General features: G+C 67.8%; 21 protein-coding genes. 8 read left to right on the forward strand and 13 right to left on the reverse strand.

All coding sequences use genetic code 11. The features are described from left to right. Positions 1-26 precede the first annotated feature (26 nt). The 3 genes from menE (at position 27) to ACFXKN_RS24375 (ending at position 3,178) form a co-directional block, all read left to right on the forward strand. A complete protein-coding gene (gene menE / locus ACFXKN_RS24365; RefSeq protein ID WP_379433931.1) occupies positions 27-1,151 on the forward strand; it encodes an o-succinylbenzoate--CoA ligase in 1,125 nt (374 codons plus the stop codon). Between the two features lie 219 nt (positions 1,152-1,370). Beyond that, positions 1,371-2,357 (forward strand): ATP-binding cassette domain-containing protein, encoded by a 987-nt coding sequence (locus tag ACFXKN_RS24370; RefSeq protein ID WP_379433901.1) that lies wholly within the window; start codon positions 1,371-1,373, stop codon positions 2,355-2,357. Next, positions 2,354-3,178, forward strand: coding sequence for an ABC transporter permease (locus tag ACFXKN_RS24375; RefSeq protein ID WP_378941162.1), 825 nt, complete (start codon positions 2,354-2,356; stop codon positions 3,176-3,178). Before ACFXKN_RS24370 ends, ACFXKN_RS24375 begins: the two co-directional genes overlap by 4 nt. Positions 3,179-3,232: 54 nt before the next feature. On the opposite strand, the gene ACFXKN_RS24380 is transcribed toward ACFXKN_RS24375, so the two are convergent. After that, the gene (locus ACFXKN_RS24380) at positions 3,233-6,886 is read right to left on the reverse strand and encodes a BTAD domain-containing putative transcriptional regulator (RefSeq protein WP_379433902.1); all 3,654 of its coding nucleotides are present in this window, start codon (positions 6,884-6,886) and stop codon (positions 3,233-3,235) included. A 120-nt stretch (positions 6,887-7,006) separates the two neighbouring features. Here ACFXKN_RS24380 and ACFXKN_RS24385 point away from each other — a divergent pair, with 120 nt between their 5' ends. Next, positions 7,007-7,471, forward strand: coding sequence for an SRPBCC family protein (locus ACFXKN_RS24385; RefSeq protein WP_379433903.1), 465 nt, complete (start codon positions 7,007-7,009; stop codon positions 7,469-7,471). 92 nt (positions 7,472-7,563) lie between these two features. Continuing rightward, positions 7,564-8,433, forward strand: a complete 870-nt coding sequence (locus ACFXKN_RS24390; RefSeq protein WP_379433904.1) for a 1,4-dihydroxy-2-naphthoate polyprenyltransferase — start codon at positions 7,564-7,566, stop codon at positions 8,431-8,433. 44 nt (positions 8,434-8,477) lie between these two features. Here the strand turns inward: ACFXKN_RS24390 and ACFXKN_RS24395 are convergent, their stop codons facing one another. The 5 genes from ACFXKN_RS24395 to ACFXKN_RS24415 form a co-directional block, all read right to left on the reverse strand. Continuing rightward, entirely contained in the window at positions 8,478-8,873 is a 396-nt protein-coding gene (locus ACFXKN_RS24395) for a phage holin family protein (protein ID WP_378941170.1), read from the reverse strand. A gap of 63 nt (positions 8,874-8,936) precedes the next feature. Continuing rightward, positions 8,937-9,512 (reverse strand): Clp protease N-terminal domain-containing protein, encoded by a 576-nt coding sequence (locus ACFXKN_RS24400; RefSeq protein ID WP_378941172.1) that lies wholly within the window; start codon positions 9,510-9,512, stop codon positions 8,937-8,939. Beyond that, the gene (locus ACFXKN_RS24405) at positions 9,512-9,733 is read right to left on the reverse strand and encodes a hypothetical protein (protein ID WP_019049431.1); all 222 of its coding nucleotides are present in this window, start codon (positions 9,731-9,733) and stop codon (positions 9,512-9,514) included. Before ACFXKN_RS24405 ends, ACFXKN_RS24400 begins: the two co-directional genes overlap by 1 nt. Before the next feature lie 90 nt (positions 9,734-9,823). Then, complete coding sequence (locus ACFXKN_RS24410; protein ID WP_379433905.1) at positions 9,824-10,909, reverse strand: PLP-dependent cysteine synthase family protein; 1,086 nt, start codon at positions 10,907-10,909, stop codon at positions 9,824-9,826. Further along, on the reverse strand, positions 10,906-11,232 hold the full coding sequence (locus ACFXKN_RS24415) for a DUF4229 domain-containing protein (RefSeq protein WP_379433906.1): 327 nt from the start codon (positions 11,230-11,232) through the stop codon (positions 10,906-10,908). The genes ACFXKN_RS24410 and ACFXKN_RS24415 overlap by 4 nt, the downstream gene beginning before the upstream one ends. Before the next feature lie 228 nt (positions 11,233-11,460). On the opposite strand from ACFXKN_RS24415, the gene ACFXKN_RS24420 reads away from it, so the two are divergent. The 3 genes from ACFXKN_RS24420 to ACFXKN_RS24430 all read left to right on the forward strand — a co-directional run bounded on the left by ACFXKN_RS24420 (position 11,461) and on the right by ACFXKN_RS24430 (position 12,703). Then, positions 11,461-11,670 carry a BldC family transcriptional regulator gene (locus ACFXKN_RS24420; protein ID WP_056814442.1) on the forward strand — a complete coding sequence of 70 codons (210 nt, stop codon included), beginning with the start codon at positions 11,461-11,463 and terminating at the stop codon, positions 11,668-11,670. A gap of 114 nt (positions 11,671-11,784) precedes the next feature. Then, on the forward strand, positions 11,785-11,976 hold the full coding sequence (locus ACFXKN_RS24425) for a hypothetical protein (RefSeq protein WP_379433907.1): 192 nt from the start codon (positions 11,785-11,787) through the stop codon (positions 11,974-11,976). 79 nt (positions 11,977-12,055) lie between these two features. Then, positions 12,056-12,703, forward strand: coding sequence for a hypothetical protein (locus ACFXKN_RS24430; protein ID WP_379433908.1), 648 nt, complete (start codon positions 12,056-12,058; stop codon positions 12,701-12,703). Positions 12,704-12,800: 97 nt separating this feature from the next. Here ACFXKN_RS24430 and ccsB read toward each other — a convergent pair whose 3' ends face one another. The 7 genes from ccsB to hemL form a co-directional block, all read right to left on the reverse strand. Further along, positions 12,801-13,757 (reverse strand): c-type cytochrome biogenesis protein CcsB, encoded by a 957-nt coding sequence (ccsB, locus tag ACFXKN_RS24435; RefSeq protein ID WP_378941182.1) that lies wholly within the window; start codon positions 13,755-13,757, stop codon positions 12,801-12,803. A 31-nt stretch (positions 13,758-13,788) separates the two neighbouring features. Next, positions 13,789-15,417, reverse strand: coding sequence for a cytochrome c biogenesis protein ResB (locus tag ACFXKN_RS24440; protein ID WP_379433909.1), 1,629 nt, complete (start codon positions 15,415-15,417; stop codon positions 13,789-13,791). Next, a complete protein-coding gene (locus tag ACFXKN_RS24445; protein WP_378943156.1) occupies positions 15,417-16,226 on the reverse strand; it encodes a cytochrome c biogenesis CcdA family protein in 810 nt (269 codons plus the stop codon). The genes ACFXKN_RS24440 and ACFXKN_RS24445 overlap by 1 nt, the downstream gene beginning before the upstream one ends. Then, a complete protein-coding gene (locus ACFXKN_RS24450) occupies positions 16,226-16,453 on the reverse strand; it encodes a hypothetical protein (RefSeq protein ID WP_378941193.1) in 228 nt (75 codons plus the stop codon). Before ACFXKN_RS24450 ends, ACFXKN_RS24445 begins: the two co-directional genes overlap by 1 nt. Continuing rightward, entirely contained in the window at positions 16,450-17,091 is a 642-nt protein-coding gene (locus ACFXKN_RS24455) for a TlpA disulfide reductase family protein (RefSeq protein WP_379433910.1), read from the reverse strand. The genes ACFXKN_RS24450 and ACFXKN_RS24455 overlap by 4 nt, the downstream gene beginning before the upstream one ends. Then, entirely contained in the window at positions 17,088-17,705 is a 618-nt protein-coding gene (locus tag ACFXKN_RS24460; RefSeq protein ID WP_378943160.1) for a histidine phosphatase family protein, read from the reverse strand. Before ACFXKN_RS24460 ends, ACFXKN_RS24455 begins: the two co-directional genes overlap by 4 nt. 119 nt (positions 17,706-17,824) lie before the next feature. Next, positions 17,825-19,153 carry a glutamate-1-semialdehyde 2,1-aminomutase gene (gene hemL, locus ACFXKN_RS24465; RefSeq protein WP_379433932.1) on the reverse strand — a complete coding sequence of 443 codons (1,329 nt, stop codon included), beginning with the start codon at positions 19,151-19,153 and terminating at the stop codon, positions 17,825-17,827. Positions 19,154-19,245 lie beyond the last annotated feature (92 nt).

Here is a 19,245-nt window from a genome sequence, read left to right on the forward strand (position 1 = left end):
TGAGTCGAACACTGCGGACGCTGCAGATGCCGACCGGTTCCGGGGTCAGCGAAGTGATGCCCCACCTGCGCCAAGCGCTCGACGGCAGCGGACCGGCGTGGTTGCCGATCCCGACCACCGATCGGCGGGAGGCACGCAGGCTTTCGGACGCGCTCAAGCCGGGTGATCCGATCGATGACGATGTCGCACTGGTCGTGACGACCTCGGGCACCACCGGTATCCCCAAGGGCGCGCTCCTCGGCGCCGAGGCTCTGCGCGCCAGCGGCAATGCCACCCACGACCGACTCGGCGGGCCGGGTAGCTGGCTGCTGGCTCTGCCGACCCATCACATCGCCGGCATCCAGGTGTTGCTGCGCAGCATCCTGGCAGGCACCGAGCCGACAGTGCTCGACGTGTCGGGCGGGTTCCTGCCCGAGGCACTGGCCGGGGCCGTCGGCGCGATGCGTGGGCCGCGCCGCTACACCGCGCTGGTCCCGACGCAGCTGATCAAGTCGCTGGATTCGCCGGTGGCGGCCAAGGCACTGGCCGAACTCGACGGTGTGCTGGTCGGCGGTGCTGCCACGCCCGCGCCCGTCCTCGACCGGGCGCGTGACCTCGGTATCACCGTTGTGCGGACGTACGGGATGAGCGAGACCTGCGGTGGGTGCGTCTACGAGGGTGTGCCGCTCGATGGCACCGAGGTGCGGATCGAGGACGGTCGCGTCATCCTCGGCGGTGCGATGATCGCGCGCGGCTACCGCAATCTGCCCGACCATCCGGCCTTCGCCGAGCCCGGCTGGTTCCGGACCGAGGACGCCGGCTCCTTCGAAGACGGTGTGCTCTCGATTTCGGGGCGTCTCGACGAGGCGATCATGACCGGTGGGCTGCTGGTGATTCCGCAGGTGGTGGAGGCGGTGCTGGCCAACCACCCCGGTATCCGCGAATGCATCGTGCTCGGCCTGCCCGACGAACGGCTGGGTCAGCGGGTCGCGGTCGCGATCGTGCCGGCCCCGGGCACGGCGCCCACGCTGGACGAACTGCGTGCCCACGTGGTGGCCGAACTCGACTCGATCGCCGCACCACGTGAGCTGGCCGTCTTGTCCGAAATCCCGCTCCGCGGCCCCGGCAAGCCCGACCGCACCGCCCTGCGCAAGCTCCTGCTGGCTGAGTAGTCGGCGCGCTGGCGCGCGCGTGTTCTCGGCCCTGAGGCCTCGATCTTCCCTCCCTCCGGGTGCTCCTTCGTCACACCCTCCGGTCAGTCCAGATCGAGGCGGCCGAGAACGGAAAAGACAGCCCGGTGCAAGGGGTGTCGCGGCCGCGTTCGCGGAGATCCCGAGCGCCGACAGCGCTGTGCAAGGGGCGTGCAAGTGGGGGTGGGCACGGTAGTGCTCATGACTTACACACCCACTTCATCCCTCGCCGTCGAGGCGGACGGGCTGGTCAAGGTGTTCGGGAAACAGCGGGCGGTCGATGGCGTGAGCCTGGCGGTGCCGCGCGGCGCTGTGTACGGCGTGCTCGGACCGAACGGCGCGGGCAAGACCACGACCATCAAGATGCTGGCCACCCTGCTCCGTCCCGACGGCGGTAGCGCCCGGATCTTCGGCCGCGACGTAGTGGCCGAACCGAACGCGGTGCGCTCCCTGATCGGTGTCACCGGCCAGTACGCCTCGGTCGACGAGATGCTCAGTGCCACCGAGAACCTGATCATCTTCGCCCGGCTGCTCGGTCTGAGCCGCCCCGACGCCCGCCGCAAGGCCGTCGAACTGCTCGAGGAGTTCGACCTCACCGAGGCGGCGAACAAGCCGCTCAAGAATTTCTCCGGTGGCATGCGCAGGCGCCTGGACCTGGCCGCCAGCCTCATCTCCACCCCGCCACTGCTTTTCCTCGACGAACCGACCACGGGCCTGGATCCGCGCACCCGCGCGCAGATGTGGGAAACCATCCGCAGGCTGGTCCGCGACGGCGCGACGGTGCTGCTCACCACCCAGTACCTCGACGAGGCCGACCAGCTGGCCGACCGGATCGCGGTGATCGACCACGGCAAGGTGATCGCCGACGGCACCGCGGATCAGCTCAAAGCCTCCATCGGCGGCGCATCGGTCCACCTCACGCTGGTCGATCCTGAGCAGCTCGACGAGGCCCGCCGCATCGTCGGCGACTTCCTCGGTGTGAGCGCGCAGATCAGCCCCGAAGCGGGCAGGCTCACCTCGCCGCTGCCCGACCCGAATCTCACCGCCGAGCTGCTGATCCGGTTGCGCGACTGGGAGATCGGGGTCGAGGAGATCACGGTGAGCAAGCCGACGCTGGATGAAGTCTTCCTCACCATCACCGGCCACCCGGCCGACGAATCCGACGACACCGAACGGAGCGCGGCATGACCGCAGTACTCACCGCTCCCGAAACCATCGACGACATCCCCCAGGCCAGTGACCGAATCGGCCTGCGCGAGACGATTTCCACCTCGTTCACCATGGCCTATCGCGGCCTGCTCAAGATCAAACACAATCCCGAACAGCTCTTCGACGTGACAGTGCAGCCGATCCTGTTCACCGCCCTGTTCACCTACATCTTCGGTGGCGCGATCTCCGGTGGCGTATCCGATTATCTGCCGGTGATCATCCCGGGCATCCTCGTCCAAACCGTCGTGCTGACCTCGGTAGTAACCGGCACCCAGCTGCGCGAGGACATGGACAAAGGCGTGTTCGACCGTTTCAAATCGCTGCCCATCGCGCGGATCTCGGCGCTGGCCGGCGCGCTGCTCGCCGATATGGTGCGCTACGCCATCGCCTCGACGCTGACCGTGCTGGTCGGACTGTGCCTCGGCTACCGGCCGGGCGGCGGTCTGGTCGGCGTGGTCGCGGCCTGCCTGGTGGTCGTGGTGTGCTCGTTCGCGGTCAGCTGGATCTGGGCGCTGGTCGGTGTCACCGGTAAGAGCGCGGCGTCCGTGCAGGGCATCTCGATGATGGTGATGTTCCCGCTGACGTTCATGTCCGGCGCCTTCGCCCCGGTGAGCACCATGCCGGGCTGGATGCAGGCGCTCAACCACGCCAACCCGGTGTACTACATGGTCAACGCCTGCCGGGAACTGATGAACGCCAACAGTTATGGCGCCGATCTCGTCTGGTCGCTGGTCGGGTCGCTCGTGGTGATCGCGATATTCGCGCCACTGGCGGTGCGGGCCTACATGCGCCGCGCCTGAACACCGCTCTGCCACAACGGCATCCGATCCACTGGATCGGGTGCCGTTGTCGTGTCAGTGCCGTCCGGCGATGATCTCGATGATGCGCATCGCGGCGTCGAGACGACGCGTACCCGCCGCCCGATGCAGCGCGGCATCCATCGCGGCATCACCCACCACGCTCCGATGCAGGGCGAGGTGAGCGGCCACTTCCATCGACGGACTGTCCTGCCTGGCCATCGATGTCCTTGCCAGAGTGAGCAGTTCGAGACCGTCGGCCCGCCCGTTCTCGGTAGCGAGCAGGTAGGAACCGAGCGCGCACGCGACCGCGCCGATCTGCGGCAGGTCTAGGTACTGTGCCAGCCGTTGATCGGCGGTCTCGATCATCTCGGTCACCAGGCCGGTGGCAACGGACGCCCGGCCGTGCAGCACGTGGGCGCTCACGGTGCCCGCCGCGACCATCATCGAACCGGGACCGGGCGTCGGTTCGAAATCGGGCCACCCGAGTAGCTCCAACCCGCGCCGGTAATGGCCGAGGCCGGCGTCGATATCGCCCTCGGCGAGTTCGAGTTCGGCGAGGGCGGTGGCGGCGTTCGCCAGCCGGTGGTTGCGGCGGACGGTGGGGTCGTCGACCGGGCTGACGCCGGAATCATCCGGGCGCACAGCGAAGTCGAGTTCGGCGCGCGCCTGCTCGAGTCGGCCGCTGCCAACCAAGGCGGCGGCCAGGTAGCAGCGACTCTCCATGATCTCTTCGTGTACGCGGAGCTTGCCCATCAGCTCCAGCGCGCGGCGGTAATAATCGACGGCGTCGTCATAGTGCGCGGACTGGCCGGACAGCTGGGCCAGGTGCTGGCACACCGTCGCCATGCCCCAGACCTCCGCCGGATCCATGTTGTCGAGCGCGCGTAAGGAGTCGCGGGTCGAGCCTGCGACGTTGCCGCCGTTCTCCCAGAAGTTGGCGCGCGCTATCAGCGCGGCGATCTGGACTTGCCGATGACGTGAGCGCGCGCCCCGGGCGAACAGCCTGCCCAACCGGAACTCCTTGGGCTGCACGGTGATCACGGCACCGAGGAACGAAAGGCCCGGATCGAGATCCGGGTTCGCCATCAGCCGCCGCGCGCGCGAGCGCACGATCGCCGTCGCACGGACACCACCGTCCTTGAGGAACAGCATGTGCAGGCAGGTCAGCAGATGCGCGATCATCTGCAGGTCGACAGCCTCGCCCGACGACGGTGGCGGCGGCGCCAGGGCGACCAATCGCACTGCCCACCCGGTGAATTCCAGATGCGCGCCACGCATCACCCAGATCATGGCGACAACGGGGAAAACCGAGTACGCGGTGTGCGCGTCGGCGCGATCGACGGCGGTGCGCAGCACGGCGACCAGGTTGTCCAGGTCGGCGGTCACCGCGAGCACGGATGTCACCTGCTCGCCGCTGCGGTAGCGGCGAAACGAATCCAGCGCGAATTCCCTCGCCCAGCAGAACATCCTGTCGAGCACCAACGCGGATTCGGCGCCGTCGGTCACCGCGTCGACGGCGGCGATCTGTTCGACACCGAACTCACGGACCGTTTCGAGCATGCGATAGCGAATGCCCGCGCCGTCCGGGTCGTCGAGGACGGTGAGCAGAGACTGGCCGACCAGCCCGTCGACCGCGGCGGCCACATCCGGACCCGCGGCGACGATCTCGGCCGCGGACAAGGTGAACCCGGCCGCGAAGCGACTCAGCCTGCGCAGCGTCACCTGCTGCTCGGGGTCGAGGAGGTTCCAGCTCCAGGCGATCACCGCGTGCAGTGTGCGATGCCGGTGCGGCGCGGACCGATCACCGCTGCGCAACAGGGCGAAACGATGTTCTAGCCTGGTCTCGATCTCGGCGACGCTCATCGTGCGCACCCGGGCGGCGGCGAGCTCGATCGCCAACGGAAGACCGTCGAGGGTGCGGCACAATCGTGCCACGGTGTCCGGGTCGAGCCGCACGCCAGGGCGCACGGCCCGAGCGCGGGCCGAGAACAGTTCTGTGGCAGGCGAACCGGCGGCGTCGATCGCCAAAGGGGCGAGAGGATAGACGGATTCGGCGGTGATCGCGAGCGGCGAGCGGCTGGTGGTGAGCACGGTCAGCTGGGCGCAACTGCCGACGAGATCGGCGACCACCTCGGCCGCCGCATCGATAACGTGTTCGCAATTGTCCAGAATCAGCACCATCGGCCGCGCCGCGAGCGCCTCACGCAGGCGGGTCCGCGCATCGATCTGCCTGCCCGGTCGGAGGGCACCCGGGTCACGTATCACCTCGCCCAGACCCATCACCTGCCCGATCGCGACCTCGATGCCGGTGCGCGATTCGGCACCCGCCTCCGATTCGGCCTGCACCGAGGCCAATTCGACGAGCACCACCGGCACCGAAAGGGCAAGCCGCTCCCCCACCGCATTGACGACCCTGGTCTTGCCGGTACCGCCGGGCCCGAGGACGGTGGTCACCCTGGAGCGGTGCGCCAGGTCGGTGATCGCCTCGAGATCTGCTGTACGCCCTAGTAATTCGTTGGGCGCGGCGCGCAGGCCGACGGCGGTGCGGGGTATCGGGCTGTGACTTGTCGGCACTCGTACGTTCGAATGATCCCATCCACTCGCCTGCGCATCGTCGGAGTTCGGTGTGCCTGTCGCGCGCGCAACGGTGTCATCGGCGGTACTCGCAGGTGGGCTGACCAGGTCCGCCTCGGCGGCATACGCACTGCGTGCGACTCCCGGATGGTGCCCATCGGCGAGCGCCGATCCCCGCACGCCGTTGCCACCGCCGACGACGAACCCGGAAGCGGCGGTCGCACCGGAATTGTTCCCGGTGACGCGTCCCGACCAACCCGGCTGGTCGTCCCCTGTCCTACCGTCAGCCGTCCCGCTGGCGTCATTCCTGATGGCGATGTGCTGTCGTGCGCGGCCGCCGGGCAGCTCGATCGGTTCTCCGCGCAGTACGGCGGTGTTGAGGGCGAGGAGGGTGGGTCCTGGGTCGGCGCCGAGTTCTTCGATCAGGCGCAGGCGGTAGCCGGCGAAGACTTCGAGGGCTTCGCTCGTGCGGCCCGCGGTGGCGAGCAGGCGGATCAGGGTGGTGTGGGCGGGTTCGTCGAATGGGTTGGCCGCGGCGGCCGCGCGAGCGAGCGGGATCGCGGCGGTGAAGTCGCCCTGGGTGGTGTGGGCGGTGAGTTCGATGTGATCGAGGTGGCGACGCAGGTCGTCGGCGGCCGTGCGCAGGTCGTCGGCGGGGGCGGAGTCCGGTAGATCGGCGCCCGGTTCGCCACGCCATAGGGTGCGGGCCAGTGTGATCGCGGCGAGGCTGTCGGCGGTGTTTCCCGCGGCCAGGTGTTCGTCGGCGTGGCGGGCGAGCGCGGTGACCGCGGTGAGGTCGACGGTGTCGGGCGGCAGTGTCAGCCGGTAGCCGGCGGGGCCGATCTCCAGCGCACCATCGGGCAGCAAGGCTCGCAGTCGCGAGACCTGGGTGTGCAGCGCGTTCATCGGCGCTCGGGGCGGCTGGTCGCCCCACACCTCGGCGATCAGCGTTTGCGCACTGCGAGCCCGGCCGGGGTGCACCGTGAGAGCGGCGAGCAGCAGTCTGGCGCGGGAGCCCGGTAGCGCGATCATGGCGTCGTCGCGGCGGATCGCGATCACGCCGAGCACCCCCACGACAACGCCGGAGAGGGCCTCGGATGGCGGCCCTTCGGGGCCGCGGTGCTGTGCAGACATGCCGGAAGTCATCGTAGGCGAGCACAGCGACACCCATCTCGTTCGCGCCACGACCGACTGGCGACACCACGGTCCACGCGTCCCGGGAAATTGTCCCCACCTCGGCCTAAGCTCACGCACATGGGCAATTTCGAGGTGTCGCGGCACACTGTCATCGCCGCCGAACCGGCACGAATCCACGCACTGATCGACAACTTCCACCAGTGGCGGCAGTGGTCGCCGTGGGAAGATGCCGACCCACAGCTCGCGCGTACCTACACCGGCCCGGAATCCGGCATCGGCGCCCGCTACGCCTGGCGTGGCAACCGCAAAGCCGGCGCGGGCGTGATGGAGATCAAAGCCGACGCCGAACGCGAGATCGGGGTTGAGCTCAGCTTCGAGAAGCCGTTCAAAGCCACCAATTTCGTCACCTTCACCCTCGCTCCGGTTGCCGGTGGTACCGAGGTGACCTGGCGGATGACCGGCACCCACTCCGGTCTGATGGGCGTGCTCGGCAAGGTGTTCCCGATCGACAATCTCATCGGCAAGGACTTCGACAAGGGTCTGGCCCGACTCAAGACGATCGCCGAATCCGCCCCGGCCTGACGCCGCGACCAGTCGCACCGCCGCCCGCGTTCCGGCCGTGCGCGAGGGACTCCAGGAGCGCGGAGCGCCGGTGTCGGATTAGGCTTCGGTCCATGGCTACAGCAGCGGAATGGATCGAGGGCGCCCGGCCGCGGACGCTGCCCAACGCGATCGCGCCGGTACTCGCGGGCACCGGCGCCGCCGCGTCGATCGGCGGCGCCGTCTGGTGGAAAGCGATTCTGGCGCTGCTGGTTTCGGTGGCACTGATCGTCGGGGTGAACTACGCCAATGACTACTCCGACGGCATTCGCGGCACCGACGACGTGCGAGTCGGGCCGCTGCGGCTGGTCGGCTCGAAGCTGGCCTCCCCCAAGGCCGTTCGCGCCGCCGCGGTGCTCAGCCTGGCGATCGGCGCGGTCGCCGGACTGGTGCTGGCCGTGACCACCGCGTGGTGGTTGGTGCTGATCGGAGCACTGTGCCTGGCGGGTGCCTGGTTCTATACCGGTGGCAGCAAGCCCTACGGCTACAGCGGTTTCGGTGAGATCGCGGTATTCGTGTTCTTCGGGTTGATCGCGGTGCTCGGTACCCAATACGTGCAGGCCCTGCGGGTCGACTGGGTCGGCCTGCTGCTCGCGGTCGGCGTCGGCGCGTTCTCCAGCGCGGTGCTGGTGGCCAACAACCTGCGTGACATTCCCACCGATACCGAGTCCGGCAAGGTCACGCTCGCGGTGAAACTCGGCGACGCGCGCACCCGCACCCTGCACGTGGTGCTGCTCGCGGCGCCGTTCCTGATCAGCCTCGCACTGATCGCGCGCACGCCGTGGGCGCTGGCCGGACTGCTCGCGTTGCCGCTGGCGATCCGGGCCAACGCCCCCGTGCGCACCGGCAAGGGCGGGCTGGAACTGATTCCCGCCCTCCGCGATTCGGGACTGGCCCTGCTGGCATGGTCGGCGTTGAGCGCGCTGGCCGTATGGCTCGGCTGAGCCCCACGTCAGCGTTCGCTGGAGACGATGCGTAAGCCGGCTGGCTAGTCGCCGTCCGGCACCAGGATGCCGAGCACCCAGTTGACCAGCGTGATGATCACGCCGCCCCAGAGAGCTGCCCAGAAGCCGTCGACCCGCAGACCGTAGTCGGTGATCTCGGTGATCTTGGCGGTGAGCCACAGCATTCCCGCGTTCACCACCAGCAGGAACAGGCCGAGCGTGAGGATCACGAACGGCAGCGACAGGAGTTTCACGATCGGCTTGATCACGGCATTGACCGCCGTGAATACGAGCGCGACGATGAGCAGGACCAGAGCCTTGCCCCAGTTGCCCCACTCCGATTGCCACTCGGGCGGCACGATGACATCGATCTTGTCGATCCACGCGACCGCAGCCCAAATGGCTATGGCGTTGATGACCAACCGGATTGCTAGTTGCATACACGCAATGCTAGGCCCGGAAACGGACATTGCGGCGGGTCTGACACACACCCGAAGGGGAATTCACGCGGCGCGGTCGAGCATCGCGTAGAGATCTGTGCGTAAACCCGACACCGCATCGCCCCCGCCGAGCAGGTCGATGGTGGCTCGGTCCGCTCCGCGCAGAATTCCGAGCAGCAGGTAGGTCGAGGTGATCTCGCGATCCTTGCGGTGGATCGCCTCACGCAGAGCGAGTTCGAGCGTCTTCTTGGCCGTGCCGGTGAACGGGATGTGCCCGGAGCCGAGCAGCCGGCCGAGCATGCCACGTTTGACCTCCGGTTCGGCCTGGTCCCAGGCCTGCGGTCCGAAGTTCTCGGCGATGCTGGCCTGGACCGCGTCCAGGTCGATGCCGATCGAGCGCAGGGCCTGCGCGTCATCGGCGCCCAGCGGCGGTTCGCCCGTGCGGGCGGCGAGGGCGGTGCGCACACCGTCGGCGGTGATGGCACGCGCGTCGAGCACTGTCCGGAGGGCGGGTTCGGCGTTGGACAGGGTGCCGAGCAGCACATGCTCCGGTCCGATCCGATTCGCGCCGAGTTCCTTGGCGTCGTCCTGGGCACTGACCACCGCGGCCCTGGCCTCGCGGCTGAATTTCTCGAACATCAGCGGGTTCCACCTTTCCGATTGTGTTTCTGATGGACCGCCTGCTTGCTCACCTCGAGCGCCTCGGCGATGGCCTGCCACGACCATCCGTTGGCTCTGGCGTTGGCCACCTGGATCGTTTCGAGGCGGTCGGCCAATCTGCGCAGTGCGAGCACAGCGCGCAGCCCGACCGCGGGGTCGGGATTGCCTGCCGCTGAGGCGAGGGTTGTTGCATCGGTCATGCCGTCAATTTTGATTGACGATCACCAATTTGTCAACAAAAATTGACACCAGTAGGCGTGGAAGAGCCCCGAGGAGTGGTGCGGGTGATGTCAGCCGTTCCAGCGACCCGTGGTCGCGAATTCGGCGAGGATCTCGGCCGGACCGGTGAGATCGATGTTCTGGGCCGACACCCAGTCGTCGTTGAAGTAGGTGCCCGCGTACCGGTCGCCGCCATCGCAGAGCAGGGTGACCACGCTGCCGCTGCGGCCCGCCGCGACCAGTTCTGCGACGAGGTGGAAGGCGCCCCAGAGGTTCGTGCCGGTCGAGCCGCCGACGCGGCGGCCGAGCGCGGTGCTCGCGTGGCGGGCGGTGGCGATCGAGGCCGCGTCGGGCACCACGATCATCCGGTCGACCACCTGGCCGACGAATGACGGTTCCACGCGGGGACGGCCGATACCCTCGATGCGCGAAGGCATTCCGGTCTCATAGCCCGCGTCGCCGGTCTCGTAGCCGCCGTAGAACGCCGAATGCTCCGGGTCGACCACGGCCAGGCGCGTCGCGTGCCTGCGATAGCGGATGTAGCGCCCGATCGTCGCGCTGGTGCCGCCGGTACCCGCGCCGACCACGATCCACTCCGGCACCGGGTGGTTCTCCAGCGCCAGCTGTTCGAAGATGGATTCGGCGATGTTGTTGTTGCCGCGCCAGTCGGTGGCCCGCTCGGCGTGGGTGAACTGATCCATGAAATGCCCGCCGGATTCGGCGGCGAGACGCTTGGCCTCGGTGTACATGTCCGGTGCTCGATCGACGAAATGACATCGGCCGCCCTGCGCTTCGATGAGCGCGACCTTCTGCGGCGAGGTGCTGGCCGGCATCACCGCGACGAAGTCCAGGCCGAGCAGCTTGGCGAAATAGGCCTCGCTCACCGCCGTCGAACCCGACGACGCCTCGACCACGGTCGTACCCTCGGTCACCCAGCCGTTGCAGATCGCGTACAGGAACAGCGATCGCGCCAGCCGGTGCTTGAGGCTGCCGGTGATGTGGGTGGATTCGTCCTTGAGATAGAGCTGCACCGGCCAATCGGCGGGCAGTGGATACCGCAGCAGATGGGTGTCGGCGGAGCGCTGGGTGTCGGCGTCGATCAGCCGGACGGCATTGTCGACCCAGTCACGTGGGGCGCTGCGGTCGAGGTACTTCACGCCGATTTGCTGTCGTCGCCACCCCGCAGGCGGGCCCGCAACTGCGCCTTGTCCTGGCGGCGGCGCGAGTCGACGACGGCGATATCCTCGTTCACCTTCACGCGCAGCTTCTTGAACAGCGTCAGCGACAGCGGCATCGCGACGAGCAACGCGAACAGCGCCGCGACGATGACCGGCACATCGACTCCGACCAGCTTGGCGATGCCCACGATCAGCGCGGCGATCGCCACCACCAGCCCGAGACGAGCCAGCGTGTAGAGCGCGAGATTGCGTACCAGTCGCTTCCCCGCGCCAGAGCCCTGCTGACCTGTTGCTTCACTCACGAGTACAGCCTAGTGGGCGCCGAAGCGACTTCGTTCATCAGCCGCGCACCGGCCGGAGCGAAGGCGGAGATACGCCCGGCCACGGCCCGTATCCCTTCGATGCGGCCCCGTTCGCGGCTTTTGTCTATTACTTCCCCTTTACCAACTGTAGGTGGTTCGACTACATGGGGGTCGCAGTGCGACGATGACGCCACTGATGAGGGAACTGTCGAAACGGAGAGGTTAGCTATGACTGCGATCACCGTCGGCCTTCAGGACACTCTGCTGACACCAGGCCAAGTGGCCGCCATGTTCCACGTAGACCCCAAGACCGTCACCAGGTGGGCTCATGCCGGCAGGCTCGGCTCGCTGCGCACACCGGGCGGACATCGCCGTTTCCGCGAGTCCGAGGTCCTGCAGTTGCTCAGATCACTCACCACCGAGGCAGCACCCCGCTGACTCGCCGGCCGACGCGAGCCCAGCGCGGGCTCGCGTTTGCCAAAAATTTCCCTCCCGTTGCGGATGTGCACACGGTGCGGACACGGCTACCCTCGATAGCAGGAGGTGAGCGACGTGACGTACCTATTGGCACTCATCGCGATCGTGGCCATTGCGGTGTTGTGCTGGAAGGCGTTCGGCCCCGAAATGCCCCGCCCGAATTCCGGCCCATCCACGCGCAGACCGGTTCTCGGCCCTGACGACGATCCGGAATTCCTCTGGCGCCTCGGCAAACAACGACGCGACGACTCCGGCCCCACCGAGTGACCTCGCGATGCGCGTCGCCGTGAGCTGACGCACATACCCCCGTTGTGCGGCGAAAGAGCTGGGTAGATAACGTATTCCGGTGATTGATGTGCAGCAGGGTTCTGTCCCGACCACTTGGCGCGCGGCCGACGGCAGCGCCGTGACGTTCACCGAGGCACGGTTGGAGTGGACTCGCGCCGCACACGAAGTGCTGGCCGACACCGCCACCAGGTTCAACAACTTCATCGTCAACACCGAGCTGGCCGAGCTGGTGCAGGAAGAGTCCGGCATCCGCACCGCGGTGAAGTGGCAGCACTGGCTGCCGGTGGTGCTGGACAAGGTCGCCGAGCACTGTCACAAGAACAATGAGCCACCGCTGAGCGCGCTGTGTGTACGCAAGAACCAGACCGTCGGCACCGGCTACCGCTACATCCTCGAACTCGCGGGCCTGCCGATCCCCGACGACCTCGAAATGCACGCCGCCGCTGCCCGCTGGCAGTGCTACCAGCACTACGCCACCGACCTCCCCGCTGACGGCGGCCTGCCCACCCTCCCCCCGAAGGTCGCCGCCATCCGCCAGTCCACCTCCCAGGATCTGGCCACCGCCGAAGCCGCCGAGGCAGCCGTCAAACGCCCCTCCGCCGCACGCCGCACCGCGGCCATCCCCAAGCCCGAACCGCTCCGCAAACCGGTCTGCCTGAACTGCCACGTAGAACTTCCCGCCAACAAGATCTGCTACTACTGCTGATCAGGCGGCACAGAACACCGAAGGCCCAGAAGCTCTTGGCGAGCTCTGGGCCTTACGTATGTCCGCGATCCAGGCAGGACCGCCTGGGCACAATCGGTCAGTTCAATCCGGCATAGCTGTGCAGGCCGCTGATCACCATGTTGATGATAAAGAGATTGAAGAGCATGGCGACGAAGCCGGCGATGTTGATCCAGGCGGCTTTGGTGTCTCGCCAGCCGGAAGTGGCTCGGGCGTGGAGGTAGGCGGCGTAGAGGACCCAGGCGATGAAGGAACAGGTTTCCTTGGGGTCCCAGCCCCAGAAGCGGCCCCAGGCGGCTTCGGCCCAGATGGCGCCGAGGATGACGCCCGCGCCGAAGAGCGGGAAGCCGATGATGGTGGTTTTGTAGGCCAGTTGGTCGAGGGTGCGGGCGTCGGGGAGGCGGCGGGCGATAGTGCCGAGGATGTTGGTGGATTCCTCGCCCGCGGGCTGACGCATGCGGAACAGGTAGAGCAGGCTGGCTACGCCGGAGACCAGGAAGACGCCGCTGCCGATGCTGACGATGGTGACGTGGATCGGCAGCCAGAACGAGCGCAGCGCGGGGACCACGGGTGCGGCGTCGGCGTAGAGGATCGTGCCTGCCAGGAACATCAGGATCAGCACGGGGACCAGCAGGAACGCCCACATGGCGCGGTAGCGCTGGTCGCGCAGGAAGATCAGGCCGATCACCACGGCGGCCGCGGTGGCCATGGTGGTGAACTCGTACATGTTGCCCAGCGGGAAGCGGTGGGTGGCGAAACCGCGCAGCACGATCGAGGTGATGTGCAGGACCGCGCCGACCGAGAGCACCGAGAACGCCATGTCACCGAAGCGCTCCGCCCGCGATTTTCCGGCGGGGCTCTCGATCCGGCCCGGCAACGACGGGTCGATCGTGGTTCCCTGTTCACGGCCGACGACCGCCTTCGCCCGCGCCGAGGCGTACTGCACGATGAGCAGCACCGTCGCCAGGGTGTAGATGGCGATGGCCGACATGAAGGCGAAGTCGCTATAGCGTGCCAGCGTTTCGTCGATCTGCATCAGGCTTCCATCTCCATGTCGAGTGCGCGCATCACTTCTCCGCTCCCAGCAGCCGTGTCCGCAGCCGGTCGAACTCGGCGCCCCAGCCGGCTTGATCGCTTCTGGCCAGGCCGCCCATCTCTACTACGGTGCGTCGTTGACCCACGGTACCTGCTGGGTCGTCGACCGGGTACGCCCGGATCCAGATCCGCCGCCGTTTCAGCAACAGCGATACCAGCAGGCCGGCCATCATCGTCAGCGCGCTCACCAGCACCCACTGCTGGGCCGGGTCGTGCGAAACCTGCAGGTTGACGAATTCCTCGGCACCGTCGAAGGTGACCTTCACCCCGCTCGGCAACGTGGTCGACTCGCCGGGACGCAGGTTGACCCGCGCTTCCTTGGTCAACCGACCCTGCTTGATCATCTCCGGGTCCAGCGAGAACAGCGACTGCGAGCGACCGGTGTCGAGGCCGGTATTGCCGCGATAGACGTCGATCGCCACCGCCGGGTCATCCATCCGGGGGAACGCCGAGGTGAGCAGGCTGCCGTGGAACATCGCGGTCGGCGCGAACAGGCCTTCGATGGCGATCTGGTTCTGCCTGCGTTCCTCGTCGGTGGCGTACATGCCGCCGGGCGGGTCGATGCGCAGTACACCGCTGGACAGGAAGGTCTGGGCGTCGTCGGGGCGCCACTGGATGGTCTCGGTGCGGGTCTGCCCGTCGGGGAAGGTGACCGTGAACGTGGGCGCGAAGCCATGGCCCTGCAGGTAGACGCGGTCACCGGCGACGCGCAACGGGTGGTTCACCTGGAGCTCGGTGCTGCGCCACGTGTCGGTGGCCAGATCTGCGCCTGCCTGATATTCGATGTTCGAGTGGAACATCTCGGCCTGGCCGGTGGGCAGATAGTCGGCCTTGAAGTCCTTCACCTTGACGCACAGCGGCGTCAAGCCGGTGCCGTCGTTGGTGTTGCCCGTGCGGAAGGAGTCGAATACCGCGGGCGAGGTGGTGCAGAAGCCGGGACCGTTGTTGGCGATCACGATGACATTGCCCTCGTAGCCGAGCAGCTTGCCCAGCGCGATCGCGACCAGCAGGCCGACCAGCGACAGGTGGAACACCAGGTTGCCGAACTCGCGCAGATAGCCCTTCTCCGCGGACAGCGTCACCTCACCGTCGCGCTGACCGGGGCGAACCTCGGTCCGCCACCCGCGCATGTGCGCTGTGGCGGCCTCGATCACCTCGTCGGGAGTGCGGTCGTCGGTCTCGCTGAAGTGGTGCGGCAACCGGCCGAGGTTGCGCGGCGCAGGCACCGGCGGGGTGCGCAGCGCCCGGTAGTGGTCCCAGCAGCGCGGCAGGATGCAACCCACCAGCGAGATGAACAGCAACACGTAGATGGCGGTGAACCAGAAGCTGCCGAACACGTCGAACAGCTCGAACCGGTCCATCCACGGACCCAGCGTCGGGCGGTCGGCGATGTACTGCTCGACCTTCTGCGTGTTCAGACTGCGTTGTGGCAGCAGCGCGCCGGGAATGGCGGCGAGTGCGAGCAGGAACAGCAGCACCAGTGCGGTGCGCATGCTGGTCAGGCCGCGCCAGGAATTCCGGACCAGGGCCCAGGCCCGGCCCAGCAGCGACTGCCGGACGGGCGGGGTGGGGGTGGTCGGAGTGGTCAGCGTGTCAGTCATCAGATCGGAAGAGTCACCTCGGAGACGAACCCGTCACGCACCCAGCTGACGAACTGATCCCATGCCCCCGTGATCAGTGCGACGCCGACGGCGACGAGCAGAACACCCCCTACTACCTGAATGGTGCGCGAATTGCGCCGCAGCCAGCCGACTCCACGCAACGCACCGGCCGACCCGAAGGCCAGCACCACGAAGGGCAGCCCGAGGCCGAGGCAGTAAGCGACGATCAACGTCACTCCGCGCACAGCGGTGGTGCCCTCGGTACCCGCGGACACCGCCATCACACCCGACAGCGTCGGCCCCAGACACGGCGTCCAGCCGAGCGCGAACACCCCGCCGAGCAGCGGCGCGCCGAGGATGCTGGTGATCCTGCGCGGCTCCATCCGCGTGTCGCGCTGCAGGGCCGGGACCAGGCCGATGAACACCAGACCCATCAGGATCGTCACCACACCGCCGATGCGCTGCAGTAGTTCCCGATTCACGTTGAGGGTCTGGATGACGCCGAAAACAGTGGCTGTGGCCAGCACGAACACCACCGTGAACCCGGCGACGAATAGTCCGGCGGCACCGGCCACCCGCATCTTCGCGCTACGACGTTGCGCGGTGAGCGTTGCCTGCGTGCTGGTGGCAGGCGGCGCCTCGGCACCGACCAGCCCGGCCAGATACGACAGATAGCCGGGGACGAGCGGCACGACACACGGTGAAGCGAACGACACCAGGCCCGCGAGCAGGCAGGCTCCCAGCGCCAGCAATAGCGGACCCGATGCCGCCGTCTGCTGGAAGGAATCCCCGACTGCGGCGAGCACCATCACTCGGTGGTGTCCTCGTCATGCTGCTCGTCGCGCGGCAACGACAGAGTTCGCTCGGTCTCGGCCGGTTCAGCGGGGCCGAAATCGAACAGACCGGCACCGGCGACACTGCGCGGGACGGTCGCGATGCCGGCCCAACGGTCATCGACCGTCCAGCCCGCACCCATGCGGCGAGCGCCCTGACGGGGGCGACACGCGGTCAGATTTCCAGGACGACGACGGCTCACTGCTTCTCCTCGGCGGCGATGCGCTCGACCACGGGCTGTAGGTCTTCTGCCAATAGCGAGCGAAGGAAGACCGCGGCGACCCGGTGCTGACGATCCAGGATCAACGTGGTCGGAATAACACTGGTGGGAAAGTTTCCGCCGAGGGCGAGCAAGGTTCGCATCGACGGGTCGTAGATGGACGGGTATTCGATCTTGTTGTCCACTACGAAGTCCTGGGCTTTGTCGCGCTGATGGTCGCGGACGTTGATCCCCAGGAACGCGACGCCTTGATCTTTGGTCGCCGCGAAGACTTTTTCCAGCGCGGGCGACTCGGCGCGGCACGGGCCACACCACTGTCCCCACAGGTTCACGACCACGATCTGGTTCGGGAAATCGTCGACCGAAACGGTCTTTCCCTCGTTCATCAGATCGGGCCCCGAGAGCGTGCCGATCGTCCCGCGCGTCGCGGGCGGATCGTAATAGATCTCCGTTTTACCACCGGGTGAGACGAATTCGAAGGTCCCGCCACCGGTGGCAACCGCATCGGTACCCGTCGAACAGCCCGCCGCGACGGTGATCACCAGCAGGGCGGACAGCACGGCGGTCAGCGCCCGCGGCCGACGGCCACGGGCGGATCCCGATGAGGACAAGCGAGTCATGCGCCGTGCACCGACGGATCCGACGCGCCCGCGGGCTCGGAATAGACGATGTCGACGAGCGTGTCGCCGTGGTACACCAGCGAGGTCAGCGACGCGAGCGAGCACTGCCGGTTGCGCGGGTCGTGCCATAACCGCTGGCCCTGCAGGAATCGGCGCAGTGTCCACACCGGCAGCTGATGCGAGACCAGCACCACCTCGTGACCGGCGGCCTCGACGCGGGCCTTGTTCACCGCGGCCAGCATGCGATGCGCGATCTGCAGGTACGGCTCGCCCCACGACGGGGTGAACGGGTCGCGCAGCTTCCACCAGTGCCGCGGCTTGCGCAGAGCGCCGTCACCGACGGAGACGCGCAGGCCCTCGAAGGTGTTGCCCGCTTCGATCAGGTTCTCGTCGGTGCGCACGATCAGGTCGTGCGCGGCCGCGATCGGCGCCGCGGTTTCCTGAGCGCGCTGCAGCGGGGAGGCGATCACCATCGCGATGTCGTGATCGGCCAGCGAGCGCGCGACCGCACCGGCCTGCGAGCGACCCGCCACCGAGAGACTGAAGCCGGGCAGGCGGCCGTACAGGATGCCGTTCGGGTTGTGTACCTCGCCGTGGCGCAGCACGTGCACGATGGTTTCGACGCTCGACGGGTCGTCGTCGAGGGTGGGCGGCGCGGCGGCGGGGGCGGGATGGGGCGCCTCGTCGCTATCCGCCGGGATTGGGGCGAATTCTGCGTCGGGCTGGTCGGAGCTCACGCTGGGGATCCTTCGGGGGTTGCGGCCGCGGCCGCGAGGGCGGCGGCGGGCAGAGCGGCGGCGATACGGTCGAACGCGTCCTCGTCGAGTGCCGCGGAGACGAACCATGCCTCGAACGCGCTCGGCGGCGCGTACACGCCCGCGTCGAGCAGGGCGTGGAAGAAGGCAGGGTAGCGCCAGGTCTGGCTCGCTTTGGCGGCGGCGTAATCGGTCACCGGGCGCTCGGCGAAGAACACGCTCACCATATTGCCTGCGAACTGGACTTGATGCTCGACACCGGCCTCTGTCAGGGCTTTCGCGAACAGCGAGCCGAGACGATCGGCGTTTCGGTCCAGTGCCGCGTACACCTGGTCGTCGGCCGCGCGCAGCGTCGCCAGGCCCGCCGCGACGGCGACAGGGTTACCGGACAGCGTGCCCGCCTGATAGACCGGGCCGAGCGGGGCGAGGTTGTTCATGATCTCGGCGCGACCGCCGAACGCGGCGGCGGGCAGGCCACCGCTCATCACCTTGCCGAAGGTGTAGAGGTCACCGGCGACGCCTTCGCGGCCGTACCACCCCGAGGCGCTGACGCGGAAACCGGTCATCACCTCGTCCATGATCAGCAGCGCACCGTTGTCGTGAGCGAGGGTGCGCAGGCCCTCGTTGAAGCCGGGCAGCGGCGCGACCGCGCCCATATTGCCCGCGGCGGCCTCGGTGATGACGCACGCGATCTGACCGGGGTGCGCTTCGAAGGCGGCGGCGACGGCGACGAGGTCGTTGTAGGGCAGCACGATGGTGTCGGCGGCTTGCGCACCGGTGACGCCGGGCGAGGTGGGCAGACCCAGTGTCGCCACGCCGGAGCCCGCGTCGGCCAGCAGTGCGTCGACGTGGCCGTGGTAGCAACCGGAGAATTTGATGATCTTGGATCGACCGGTGAAGCCGCGGGCCAAGCGGACCGCGCTCATCGTGGCCTCGGTACCGGAGTTCACCAGGCGGACCCGCTCGACGGGTTCGACGCGGGCGGCGATGGCCTCGGCCAGCTCGATCTCGGCCTCGGTCGGCGCACCGAACGACAGTCCGCTCGTCGCGGCCTTCCGCACGGCCTCGACGACGGCGGGGTGGGCGTGACCGAGGATCATCGGCCCCCATGAGCACACCAGATCGACGTAGTCGTTGCCGTCGGCGTCGGTGAGCGTGTAGCCGCTCGCGGAGGTGATGAACCGTGGCGTACCGCCCACCGAGTTGAACGCACGAACCGGGGAATTGACGCCACCCGGGATCACGGCGGCCGCCCGCTCGAAGAGCTGGGCCGAAACCGGTACCTGCGTAAGACTCACGGATTCCAGTGTCTCAGTTCGCCTCGGCACGCCGGACGACAGGGTGGAGCACAGTGACCCAGACCGCAGCGACCCACCGACGACACGCCCGACACGCCGCC

This window comes from Nocardia sp. NPDC059195 (assembly GCF_042754695.1).
Taxonomy (GTDB): Bacteria; Actinomycetota; Actinomycetes; order Mycobacteriales; family Mycobacteriaceae; genus Nocardia.